Annotated in this window: 7 protein-coding genes; 4 read left to right on the top strand and 3 right to left on the bottom strand. The window is 41.4% G+C overall.

Annotated features, from left to right (window positions below):
• Positions 1 to 4 precede the first annotated feature (4 nt).
• The 3 genes from fadJ (at position 5) to SVI_RS22085 (ending at position 3,546) form a co-directional block, all read left to right on the top strand.
• Entirely contained in the window at positions 5 to 2,131 is a 2,127-nt protein-coding gene (gene fadJ / locus SVI_RS13685) for a fatty acid oxidation complex subunit alpha FadJ (protein WP_013052175.1), read from the top strand.
• Between the two features lie 374 nt (positions 2,132 to 2,505).
• Positions 2,506 to 2,730 carry a hypothetical protein gene (locus SVI_RS13680; protein WP_013052174.1) on the top strand — a complete coding sequence of 75 codons (225 nt, stop codon included), beginning with the start codon at positions 2,506 to 2,508 and terminating at the stop codon, positions 2,728 to 2,730.
• Between the two features lie 336 nt (positions 2,731 to 3,066).
• Complete coding sequence (locus tag SVI_RS22085) at positions 3,067 to 3,546, top strand: BspA family leucine-rich repeat surface protein (protein WP_172634440.1); 480 nt, start codon at positions 3,067 to 3,069, stop codon at positions 3,544 to 3,546.
• Positions 3,547 to 3,814: 268 nt separating this feature from the next.
• On the opposite strand, the gene SVI_RS13670 is transcribed toward SVI_RS22085, so the two are convergent.
• A complete protein-coding gene (locus SVI_RS13670) occupies positions 3,815 to 8,113 on the bottom strand; it encodes an EAL domain-containing protein (RefSeq protein WP_231847726.1) in 4,299 nt (1,432 codons plus the stop codon).
• Positions 8,114 to 8,623: 510 nt separating this feature from the next.
• Positions 8,624 to 11,413 (bottom strand): insulinase family protein, encoded by a 2,790-nt coding sequence (locus tag SVI_RS13665; protein WP_013052170.1) that lies wholly within the window; start codon positions 11,411 to 11,413, stop codon positions 8,624 to 8,626.
• Positions 11,414 to 11,709: 296 nt separating this feature from the next.
• Here SVI_RS13665 and sixA point away from each other — a divergent pair, with 296 nt between their 5' ends.
• The gene (sixA, locus tag SVI_RS13660; RefSeq protein WP_013052169.1) at positions 11,710 to 12,180 is read left to right on the top strand and encodes a phosphohistidine phosphatase SixA; all 471 of its coding nucleotides are present in this window, start codon (positions 11,710 to 11,712) and stop codon (positions 12,178 to 12,180) included.
• 159 nt (positions 12,181 to 12,339) lie between these two features.
• Here the strand turns inward: sixA and smrB are convergent, their stop codons facing one another.
• Positions 12,340 to 12,870 carry an endonuclease SmrB gene (gene smrB / locus SVI_RS13655; protein ID WP_013052168.1) on the bottom strand — a complete coding sequence of 177 codons (531 nt, stop codon included), beginning with the start codon at positions 12,868 to 12,870 and terminating at the stop codon, positions 12,340 to 12,342.
• Positions 12,871 to 12,995: the final 125 nt, after the last annotated feature.

The raw sequence follows: 12,995 nt of genomic DNA, 5'->3' as shown, positions 1-12,995 counted from the left end.
AATCATGGAAAAGACATTTAATTTAGTTCGTCGTGAAGATGGCATCGCTGTACTGACGATAGATGTACCCGGTGAAACCATGAATACTCTGCGCACCGAGTTTGCTGCCGAGATCACTGAGGTTTTGGCTGAAATTAAAGCCGATACCAGTATCAAGGGACTAGTTTTAGCTTCAGGTAAGAAAGATTGTTTCGTTGCCGGTGCAGATATTTCCATGTTAGATGCATGTACCTCGGTAGAAGATGCCAAGGCACTGTCACAGCAAGGGCATATTGTATTTAACGAACTCGAAGCCTTATCTATCCCAGTTGTGGCGGCGATAGATGGCGTGTGTCTGGGCGGCGGTCTGGAGCTGGCATTGGCTTGTCATCTAAGAGTATGTAGCCAAAACGGTAAGACCATGATGGGCGTGCCTGAGGTTCAGCTAGGCCTGCTACCTGGCGGCGGTGGAACCCAAAGGTTACCTAGACTCGTGGGTATCACTACGGCGTTAGATATGATGCTCACGGGCAAGCAGATCCGTCCTAAGCAAGCGTTGAAGATGGGCTTGGTCGACGATGTTGTCCCCGAGTCGATACTGTTAGCTACCGCAGTTAAAATGGCGCTGAAAGGTAAAGTAGCGCCTAAGAAGGAGAATAAGTCTCTGGTTAACAAGTTACTAGAAGGCACAGCTGTTGGCCGCAATATCATCTTCGATCAGGCGGGTAAGCAAGTTCAGAAGAAGACTCAAGGTAATTACCCTGCACCTGCCAAGATTATTGACTGTGTGCGTCAAGGCATGGCGAAGGGGAAAACCAAGGGACTGGAAGTGGAAGCCAGCCATTTCGCCGAGCTGGTTATGTCGAAAGAGTCGGCCGCATTAAGAAGCATCTTCTTTGCCACGACCGAGATGAAGAAAGAGACCGGCGCCGGTGATGTTAAGCCTCGCAAGGTTAACAAGGCTATGATACTCGGTGGCGGCCTTATGGGCGGCGGTATTGCCTCTGTGACGACCAGTAAGGCTAAGATCCCGGCGCGAGTGAAAGATATCAGTGAGCAGGGGCTTAGCAACGCACTTTCTTATGCTTATAAACTGCTGGATAAAGGTGTAAAGCGTCGTCATATGACGCCATCGGCCAGAGACAATATCATGTCGCTGATGACCACAACCACTGAGTATATCGGCATTAAATATGCCGATATCGTGGTAGAGGCCGTTTTTGAAGACTTGAGCCTTAAGCATCAGATGGTAAAAGATGTCGAACGCGAGTGTGGCGAGAACACCATTTTTGCATCAAATACCTCTTCACTGCCTATCTCGCAGATTGCTGAGGCTGCTGCTCGTCCTGAAAATGTTATCGGTCTGCATTACTTTTCTCCGGTTGAGAAGATGCCCTTGGTTGAAGTTATCGCTCATAAGAAAACGTCGCCAGAGACCATAGCGACTACGGTAGCCTTTGCTCGCAAGCAAGGTAAAACGCCTATTGTTGTACAAGATGGTGCTGGCTTTTATGTGAATCGAATTTTAGCGCTTTACATGAATGAAGCTGCACAATTGCTGCTTGAAGGTCAGAGTGTTGAGCATCTTGACAAGGCACTGGTTAAGTTTGGCTTCCCAGTTGGTCCTATGACACTACTCGATGAAGTTGGAATCGATGTCGGCGCTAAGATATCCCCTATATTGGAAGCTGAGTTAGGCGAGCGATTTAAGGCGCCTGCTGCGTTTGATAAGTTGCTGAGCGATGGCAGAAAGGGTCGTAAGAACGGTAAAGGCTTCTATCTGTACGCTGGCAAGGCCAAGAAGAAAGCTAAGCAAGTCGACGAGAGTGTCTACCAAGTTCTCGGCTTGAAACCTGGCGTGAACGCAGAAGTGTCTGAAGTCGCCCAGCGTTGTGTGGTGCAGATGCTCAATGAAGCTGTGCGTTGTTTGGAAGAGGGGATTATCGCCTCACCACGTGATGGTGATATAGGTGCTATCTTCGGCATTGGTTTCCCGCCATTCCTAGGTGGACCATTCCATTATATTGATACGTTAGGAGCCGGGGTTTTAGTTGCAAAACTAGAAAAATACCAAGCCAAGCACGGTGACAGATTTACACCTTGTAATAAGTTGATAGAGATGGCTGAGAGCAATCAGCGTTTCTTCGACTAACCTAAAGTTTGAATCAGCTAGCTTCGAGCTCGCTTTAAGTTAGTTTCGAACGGCTTTCATCTAGAAGGACCCTTTAGGGTCAAAAATGCGGCATTATAATATGGTATTATAGTGCCGCATTTTTTGTGGCTAAACATAATCGGCGCATGTTTTTCATTCACTTATTGAGTTGTTTTTTGTACAATATAGTTGCTTTAGATTGGTATTATTAAGGTCAAGTTAGCTGAAAATCAAAGTATAGTTTATATAGCTAGAGGCTTTAGGTCTGATGGATATATAACTCATTCTTTGGGATTCAATGTTATTTCGGGTCTTAACTCGGTAGTTATCAAGAGATGTAATGTGTCTCTGTTTTGATATGAGGTGGTAGATTAGTGCTAGCATTCGCAAATGTAGAAAGTGTGGTAACCCTTATCTGTGTGCTCTTGATATCGGGTCTCGTTATGGGTAACTTGGCTTTTCGTGCTGGTCTTGGCATTAAGCGCTGGACCTTGCTAGGCCTGCTTATTGGTCCTGTAGCCTATCCTCTATTTAATACCCATAAACATTATGCTTGGCGACGTTCAGTGGGTAAGTCTTCAGGCTCCTTAAGGTTCTAACTTCCAGTTCTAGTTCTGCTCTGGTTCAGTTCTGATGAGCCATCCGTAGTTATAAGAAGTTATAAGCGGTTAGAAGTCGCTAGAAGTTATAAAGCCTCAAATAAAGAAACTAAAAAAGGAGCCCTAGGCTCCTTTTCTGTACTTGTATCATGAGTGAACGAATATCAGCTCAAGGACAAGGTCATTCTACTTCCACCACACTTTGGCTGGTATAACTTCTAAATGGTTCAGTCCTTCTGGAAGCTGTACCTTGATACGTGCTGGCTTGTGAGTTAGGCCTAATGCTTTCTTAATTGAATCGAACATAATTATTCTCCTCTGACCTTAAGCCATTTCTTGGTTGATGAATCTTATATTTGGGATACCAGCGAGTTCGATAGGCTTGAACTTGATATTTGGAATACCAGCGAGTTCGATAGGCTTGAACTTGATATTTGGGATGCCAGCGAGTTCAATAGGCTTAAACTTGATATTTGGGATGCCAGCGAGTTCAATAGGCTTAAACTTGATATTTGGGATGCCAGCGAGTTTGATATGCTTGAACTTGATATTTGGGATACCAACGAGTTCGATAGGCTTGAACTTGATATTTGGGATGCCAGCGAGTTCAATAGGCTTGAACTTGATATTTGGGATACCAGCGAGTTCGATAGGCTTGAACTTGATATTTGGGATTCCTGCGAGTTCGATAGGCTTGAACTTGATATTTGGGATACCAGCGAGTTCGATAGGCTTGAACTTGATATTTGGGATACCAGCGAGTTCGATAGGCTTGAACTTGATATTTTGGATACCAACGAGCTCAATAGGCTCTAAGCTAACATTCGAAATAGTAGCAAGAAGTATTTGATTAGAGTCAATCGCAGGAGTTTCAAAAGCCATTGTTGAAGTGGATAATACTAGGGCAATGCTCGTTGCTAATACTTTAATCATATTCTTCTTCTCTCAAGTTTTTGTACATCAGTTAGTGAGGTACATGGTCAGTAGGTATGCCAATTATTATTTTTTGACACTTGAGAGAATAATTGCACTTGTTATGCCATCTTTATCATTTCCTTAAATGTAATCGATTTTTTTGTTGATTTCATATTGCTTTCCTGTCGCTTTGTACTAAGGCAGGCTCGATGAACTCCTTATTGAGTAGCTTAGTAAATTCAGCTTCCGTGACCGGTTTGCTAAATATAAACCCTTGAATATCTTCACAGTTTAGAGCTTTTAGAATGCTAAGTTGAGATGCGTCTTCTACACCTTCAGCTACAACTGAGAGTCCCATGTTATGGGCGATAGTAATAATTGAATCGACCATCTTAAGATCACGATCGGATTTATCTATGTCGTCTACGAAGGCTTTATCTATCTTCAAGGTATGAATTGGAAAACGTTTCAAATAAGAAAGTGAAGAGTAACCGGTACCAAAATCATCTAATGCCAGGCTAACCCCCATCTTAGATAGTTGCTGCATCACCTTTATTGCTTTCTCTGGCTCTTTTATGACGGTGCCTTCGGTTATTTCAAGTTCTAAATTCGCTGCTGGCAGCTGAGTTAGACGTAAAATTGACTCGATGCGCTGTTGCAAGTCGGGTAGGGCGAACTGATATGAAGACAAATTGACGGCTACGCGTCCATTGAAGATCCCTTGACTCCGCCATTTTTGTGTCGCGAAGCAGGCTTTCTTCAAGACTATGTCACCAATCTCGACGATCAGGCCATTCTCTTCGGCTAATGGAATAAAATCGTTCGGTGGAATAAGGCCGTGTTCTGGATGATTTAGCCTAACTAAAGCTTCCATACCTGCCATCTTGCCACTCTTAAGATTAATCTTAGCTTGATAGTAAACTTCAAACAGATCTTCCCTGATGCCTTGGCGGATTAAGTTTTCGACTTCAAGTTGTCTGATTGCGTTACGATTCAGTGACTCTGAGTAGAACTGATAGCGATTGCCACCCGCAGATTTGGCATGGTACATGGCGATATCGGCTTTACGTAATAGTGCTTGTTCATTTTGGTCATCTTCGGGGTACAGGACTATGCCGATACTCATGCCAACCACTACCTTATCTAAGGTTAATTCGAATGGTGTGACGAAAGCTTCGATAACATTATTGGCGATAATAGCACTGGATCCTATATCCGGATTATCGTCTACTAAGATAGCGAATTCATCACCGCCGAGGCGGTAGATACTCGTATGGTAAGGGACGGCGGCTTCGATGCGTCCAGCGACTTTGATGAGTAACTCATCACCAACTTGATGTCCCAGTGAGTCATTAATTTTTTTAAAATTATCTAGATCTAGCACCATGAGAGTGTGATGAGAGTCACGTTTAACCAGGTTACCTAAGGTGACCATTAAACTTGAACGGTTGGGTAGGTTCGTCAGCAGATCGTTGTTAGTGAGCTTTCTAAGCTCTTCCTCTTGCTGTTTACGACGGGAGATATCTGAGAATACACCTACGTAATGAGAGAGTTGTCCCAGCTCATCATAAATAGCATCGACAGTGAGTTCCATCAAGAAGCTGGAACCATCTCCCTTAGCAGATTCAACATCGTTACTCCATCGACCCTGTTGATTCAATATGGTACGGATCTGTGCAGAATAGCTGTCGGGGTAAAGGTCGAAGTTAAATTGCTCACCAATAAACTTATCTCTGGGTTTTAAACACAGCTCACAGCAGGCTTCATTTACTTCTACGAATTTAAATCCACTGTCTAGAATAAACATGCCTTCAGAAATATTAGCGATAGCTCGTTCAAATAATTTCAGCTGCTCTTCGGCATGTTTAAAGTTGTTGATGTTTTTGATGGTGCCTGTCATTCGAAGTGGGTTATCTTTCTCATCTCGTTCGACAATTTTTGCTCTATCTAAAATCCACACCCAGTCTCCGGACTTTCCTTTCACCCGATAGGCGGCTTCGAAGTGATCTGATTTTCCGTCGAAGTGATCATTAAGTGCAGTACTGACACGCTCCTGATCCATGGGATGTATATTACTCTTTTCCCCTGCTTCTCCAGACCTTTGGCCGTCCCGAGGGAATTCAAGAGATCCCCATATATTGGAGCGGTATATCTGTCCGGTTTCAATATCCCAGTCCCACATCTCATCACCACTGCCCCAGAGTGACAACTTGAGTCGCTCTTCGGACTTTGCGATCTGGTTTTGAACTTCCCGGCGCCTAAGAATGGCTTTAACGATCAGGCCCGAAATAATCAGTGAAAGCATGAAATAGATAAATTTAGCTTGTGGAGAGAGCCACCAAGGAGGAGTTATTACAATTGTGATTATTCTATGTTTACCATGATTTTTAGTTAGAGGGTCAATTGCATAAACTGTGAAGTTATATTCTCCTGGAGATAAGTTGGTATATGTTGCTGAGTTTAACCCCTTAGATTCAACCCATGCATCTGAAAGCCCATCCATCTGATATACATAGTTTATTTGATCAAAAGTATTTCCTGGTGTATTAAATTTAAGTGTGAAGGGGTAATCTGAATACTTTAATTTTATGTTATCAGTTAGCGATAACTGTTTTGTTAATATTTTTCCGTCAACATTTTCAGTAATGTTGAATATTAACAGGGCTTCTAAATTAGCAATTGGTAGTGGGGTGTTTTTTATATGGTCTTTAATTTTTCTAGTGGAAAGATAACTGATACCATTTATCCCACCTAAAAAAGTTCTATCGTTTAAAGTTAATATTGAATGAGCGTTGTACTCATCTTGACTTCCAAAGTCATCGGTTAAAACAGTTACTTCGTCGGTTTCGGTGTCGACAATTATGACCTCTTTAATCGAAGTGGCGATTATGCTGTTCCGGTTAACTGACAAGGCGAAAATTGGTTTTTTGTTATTGTATATTAATGATATTTCATTTGATGATAAATCATACCTTAATATTCCTTCACCTGTTCCAAAATAAATATAATCATTTAACCCTACTAAGCTAACGACATATTTAGAATTAAACAATGTCGATACTATATTGTCTTTAAGTTGGAATAACCCACCCTGAGTAGCAATAAATATAGAATCTTCATGTACTTTTATATCAAATATAGGATTCCCATCGTCTATTTTGGTTTTTGTTAGTGATTTATTTATAAAGTTGTATTCTAAAATGTAACCACTAGAAGTTCCTGAAATAATGCTATTTGATCTAAGGTCTTTGATTAATACAAATGATGAGTCATTATCAATTGTAATGGTTTTTCCTGATTCTGTATCTATAGATATTACTCCCTCTGTAGTAGCTATAAATATATCATTATTAATCATTACTGCAGATTTTGGACCATAAAATTCAGTTGCATATGTCATAATTAGATTAAGATCATCACCATATAAAGAAAGATCTTTTTCATCAGTCGCAATTAGGACGTTGCTGTTTACATGGCTAATAGACCATACATTATTTCTTGTTATATCAAGGGATGATATTAAATTATTGTCGTCATTTATAACTATTAGCCCTAAAGATTGGTCGGTCAAATAAGTTGAGTTTTTTCCTCTGTAAATTATATTAGGGGATGCAGTTATTCCGTTACTATTAAAATGGCCAATGAGTATATTGTTGATGTCTTTATCTATTTTGTAAATGTAATTAGATTTTACAGCGAAAATATCACTATTGTTTTTTGTTATGTGACTAAAGTCGTTTATATTGATATTTTTATTATTGTCTTTAGATATATCAATAATTCCATCTTTAGTTAAAACAAGTAACCTTTCATTTATTATTTTCAAATCATTTGCATTTTCAATTATATTTGTTATTTTATTATTTTTTGTTATTTTAAATATTTTACCTGAGTATGTCCTCAGATAAATGTGACCGTTAAAGTAAACGCTTTGTTTCACTCCGTTAAATTTTCCGTGGTATTTTCTCTTTACATTTAGATCAAAGTCAGTGATGTATACTTCGTTTTCAGTACCTATTAAAATACCGCTTTTAAACTCAGAAAGTGACCAAATCCTTTTTGAATGACCAAGCTCTTTAGAGGTTATTGAGAAAAACTTATCTTTTAATTTATCATAAACAGCTAATCCGTTATCTGTACCGACAAGAAGCCTGTTAGTTTTATCAAAGAGTATGCTGCGTATAAAAGAGCTTGGTAACCCCTGATTACTGTTAGCATAGTAGTGTTTGAAAACTTTACCATCAAATTTGTTTAAGCCGTTAACTGTGCCGATCCAAACATAATTATCATTGTCTTCAGCTATAGAAGTAATATTACTCTGTGAGAGTCCTTCTGGGACATTATAAGTGCTGGAGTTAAGTAAAAACGAAGTCTGCTGCTTAGTCGGAGATTGTTCAGATTTTTCTTCAACAGCTTGCGCCTGGCCGAAAAGACAGAGGGCCAGTAGGAGAGTAGAGATTGTTTTCATAACCGTGTTAGGCATCATTTTAGTTTAATTATTAGCCAGTAATACTTAGGCAACAGGGATTTAACCTCACTTTTTCAGAAAGTGAAGGCTTTGTCAAAAATTTTAAGCTGAATTCCTTAGGGATAATTATTATTGATAAGTTGCCGGCCGTTGTTTTATACCTGGTAACCACCAATTACCAACCAGAAAAACTAGGATTTAGCCATTAGGCTGGGTTATTCGACTGAGTTTTTGTGGTTCTAGTTGTTTATCTGCTTTGTTAAAAAATGCTGGCGACATGAGGGGGGGTAGGTGGGGTTCGTTTACGGCTCTGAATGCCATGGATCTATTTCCATTACATGTCAAAGCCGAGTCGAGTGGTTTAGGCGCTTAGTTTAGGCACTTAGTTTAGCTATCGGTTTCGCTCTTGTTTCAGTTTGTGATCTAGCTTGAATCTAAGTTGTTAGAGCCAAGGGATAAATCTACAAACCGAAATTTAAACGCTTAATGCTAACTGCTATACACAAGTGATTAGTAGCTGAATTTATTGGCTTGTAGCTTAAAACTGCGCAAATCAGTGATCATATTGTCTGAGCTTAGACGCTCTTCATGCCTATGATTATCGCCTGTGGTGAACAGCACTAATCGGTCACAGAGCTTATTACGCATTCTCTGCATCATAAACTTAATCACATCGGCGCGAGTCAGCTTCTCAATCTCTTTCACGACTAACTCTCGCTGATTAAAATCATAATCCTTATTGCCAATGCTAGACCAATAACGTTGGCCTCGTGTTTTTAGATTGGCATCGTGTTCCATCACTTGATTGATAAGCCCCTGCTTAGTGAGCTCCCATTGCTGATTAGTGATCTGCATAACAGCATAGTTAAAGTCGGCAATAAACTCGTCAATGGCTTCTAAGAGCTGTAGAGGACTGGATGTTGGTGACTGCACATAAAATATGATCCCAGGATAGCGATTCAGTGGTAAGTAACCCGTGCCTACCATATAGCCCAGTTGTCTCTTGGTTCTGAGTTCGTGAAAGAAAGTCGAAGACATGGTGTGGTTCAATAAACTGAACAAGGCCATAGTTTCAGGATTCGATTGAGATGCTTGGTAGTATATGATTATGCTGCTGTCTTGGTGAGAGGCGGTTATTTCACGCAGTACAGTGCCTTTACCGGAAAGGTTAACTAGCTCACGAGCCGACTCTTCACTGGGTGATGAAACCAAGGAGAGGATATGATTTAATCGATTACCTAATGCCTTAACTTCTTCGACTAGCCAATCGCCATAAACTAAGCCTTCAAGGTGGATCTTCTCATAGAATTTTATGACGTGATCATGTAGATCTTCTAAGGTTATCTCCTCTAATTCCTCTGCCATGCGTGATGGTTCATAGCTGCGTTTTTGAAGTGTCACCGTTAAACTGGTGAAGATCTGTGAGATTGGTTTAGATCTGGCTTGGTTATACCAATTTCTTAAAATCTGACGTTTGATTGAATCAAATCGCTTTTGAGTAAAATTTCGTTCTCTGGCTTTCTCGATTAATAGTGATAACAGGACTTCCTGTTTACCGGTAAAACCTGTCAGATGTAAGGTGATACCGCCTTGGTGAGGATAGATATTATAGCTTAGCCCTGCGACTTCGGCTTGATAAGTATATTCAACCAGATAGTCGAGTAACATCTCAACGTAAAGCCGAGTTAATGCGGCATTTCTGGGGGAGGATGTGGCATGTTCTGAATCAAGAGAGAGGTACATATGCCCCTTAGGGACATTAAACTCATCATCTTTACGGTGCCAGATCCGATAACCTTCATCTTGTGAAACAATAACTGGGGTCTTATTCTTACTCTTTTCAGGGCGGGGTATTGAGTCCGAAATGATAAATGGATTGGTGATGGGTAGCTTGAGCTCAGGACGGATCTGAACATGACTCCAGGACTTGAGTCTCTCATCTGCAATGGACTGTATCTGATACGGCGTGTGGTACCAGGCGGCTTGGCGCTCGGTATCTAATTCAGGTGCTATGACTTGGATGCGCATATTTGATGGCGTCATCAGTTGTAGCAAGCCTAAGGTTTCGCTAACGTTAAGGCTGTCCATCTTATAATCACCATAAACCAAATCTTCCACATCATAGTGATGCATATTGATGCTGAGGTGGCTGGCCAGATCTAATGTTCTTATCTGCTCTTGATACCTAAATGCCAGATGGAGCAGGTTGGCCCGCTCTTGATAGCGCCAGTCTTCTAAACCTTGGGTTTTAATCAGTTCGATATATTCAAAAGCGCAGCGAATGACAGTATCCAGGTGAGTGAGTCCTTTCTCCGTTAGCTGAATACTGATGTTGTAATCTTTAAAATTATAGCCGTTTACTCCTCCGCCAGCCGATAGATTGACTGCCAACCCTTGATCTTTCAGATAGGAAAGCAGGCTGCCATTACCTTCGTAACCCAGTAAATGGCTGATAAAGGTCAGTGGCTTGTGTTTATAGAAAGGATCTATGGCCGGTAAGCTGAACGTGATCGCCACCCGCTTCTGTTCTTTGAGCGGGATGATATGCAGCTGGGATCTAAGTTGCTCTTGCTGATAAATAGGTACGGCTGGATAGTGCTTTTCAAGTTGGTGATTGTTTACTTTGCTGAAATATTGCTCTGCCAGTAATTCAAGTTCATCGAGCGGTCTGGGACCAACCAGGCACAGAGTCATAATATTCGCACTGTAATGGCTGCGATAAAACTCGACTAGCTCCTCTCTCAGGAGAGAGACTTCGCCGCAAAGTGTGGTTAAATTACCCACAGAAAACTTCGAGAACGGATGCTCTGGATTGACTGTCTCTTTTTGCACTTGATAGGTTCTACGAATGTCATCTTTAAGCTTTAAGCTAAATTCAGATTCGATGGCATGTCGCTCACGATCGACGAGGTCTTCATTAAATAAAGGCGCGATAAAAAATTGGCTGAATCGATCTAACGAATCCTCGAAAACATCGGCATCAATGCTGAAAAAGTAATTCGTGTGCTCTGTGCCTGTCCAAGCGTTATTGTTACCGCCGTGTTGATTGATAAATGCGTGATACTCGCCTGAGTCGGGGAATTTCTCTGTACCTAAGAAAAGCATATGTTCGAGAAAATGCGCCATACCTGGTCGCTCAACGGGATCATCGAAGTGACCCACATTGACCACCATAGATGCAGCGGCTTGACTCGCTTCCATATCTTCAACCAAGAGTACGGAAAGACCATTGTCGAGAACTAGATGCTGATATCGACGGAGATCATTTGGACTTTTAATTATTTGCAAGGATTCTGACAAGTAGAAGACTCCGTCTGATTTACCAATAGGCTCATATACACATTTAACTATGAAGTATGATTAAAAAAATACTAGTTATTTATCGTAAATAACAAAAAAGTAGTACATTTTGGTCTGCTTATCTGTCTTTAGCAAGTCTCTATAGAGGCTAAATATTATCCATCTATAGTCCCAGTTCAGAAAGATATACAGATCCTAAGTCTATTCGACTAATTAATAACTTAAATAGGGTTTGTACCTAAGACTTTTGCGGCTACAATTGGCATATAATGAGAAAAATGAGTAGCGAGAGTGGTATGCAGCTATTTTTAATGCGTCATGGTGAAGCGAGCTACCAAGCTCAGTTAGATAGAGAACGAACGCTGACCGATACAGGCCGATATCACACCTCTGTGATGAGTAATTGGCTGGCCAAATCTGTGCTTGAGTTTGATCTGGTCCTTGTTAGCCCCTATTTGAGGGCACAACAAAGTTGGCAGGAAGTCAGTAAACACTTCCCCGAGCCTAGAAAGTGGTTAGTCTTGGACGAATTAGTTCCATCGGGGACCCCAAGTACTGCTGCGGATCTAACCTTAGCCTATGCCGATCAATATAAAGCCGACAAAGTGTTAGTGATTGCTCACATGCCCTTGTTAGGCTATATGGTGAGTGAGTTGGTTGCGGGTATCGAACCGCCACTTTTTGCCACCTCTGGTGTGGCATTGATAGACAAGCATAGCGAGTGCGCAACTCTGGTATGGCAACATGCCCCACACACCATCAGTTAATTGCTCTTTGTTCATTGCTCTTAGTTACATGCTATTAGTTAGCTATATTTAAAACATTCAGTTTATCTTGCAAGAAAACAGTGGTTCACATGACTGTTTTCTTGGTTAGAATATCTCGCACCTCGCACCTCGCACCTCGCACCTCGCACCTCTTACCTCTTACCTTCTATAGGGCTGATCACCAATATCGATAAGCACGAGTAGGGCTGCATCGCCTCCCCATTCTTTGGGCGCCTTATGGAAAGCCTTCACATGTGGATGTTGGGCTAACCACATGGGGATATTCTGTTTGAGGACTCCAGTGCCGTGGCCGTGCATAACACAGCAGCAATGGCTCTGCTGCTTAACACAGGCTTGAATTAACGCCGCAAGTTCAAGTTTTGCTTCTGACTGACGCATACCGTGGAGATCCAGAAGTAGGTCTGGTTGGTAATCTCCTCGGCGAAGTCGTTTCAGCTCGAAGCTATCAATATCGTCCCTGGACCAACGCATCGCGCCTTCACTGGGAAGGTGAGGTTGATAAGTATCAGAGAAATAGCTGTCGGCATGGAGCTGTTGAGTTTTCTCCTCGATCACTTTCTTATCTTTCTGCTCAGCCCTGAAGTGACGCTTATCTTGCTTGAAGGGTTTAATGCCTTTAGTCATAGATGAAAATAGATCTTGCTCATCAGAGGTGTCTTTATTCTTCATGTGTCTATTTTATAAACCTTAAAATCGTTTAAGCCACTATTTATGCCGATAAACCAACATAAAAGCTAAATCATATAGATGATCGGCGTTATTCATACTGCTATTTTATTGAATCCGATGCCTTA

Origin of the sequence: Shewanella violacea DSS12, from assembly GCF_000091325.1 — a bacterium.
GTDB lineage: Bacteria > Pseudomonadota > Gammaproteobacteria > Enterobacterales > Shewanellaceae > Shewanella > Shewanella violacea.
Note: the sequence above shows the minus strand (reverse complement) of the source record. Positions and strands in the feature narration are given on the sequence as shown.

Bases quoted from the DNA above. Each gene is read 5' to 3' on its own strand.
- fadJ (WP_013052175.1), top strand. From the start codon at position 5: ATGGAAAAGACATTTAATTTAGTTCGTCGTGAAGATGGCATCGCTGTA.
- SVI_RS13670 (WP_231847726.1), bottom strand. From the start codon at position 8,113: ATGAAAACAATCTCTACTCTCCTACTGGCCCTCTGTCTTTTCGGCCAG.
- sixA (WP_013052169.1), top strand. From the start codon at position 11,710: ATGCAGCTATTTTTAATGCGTCATGGTGAAGCGAGCTACCAAGCTCAG.
- smrB (WP_013052168.1), bottom strand. From the start codon at position 12,870: ATGAAGAATAAAGACACCTCTGATGAGCAAGATCTATTTTCATCTATG.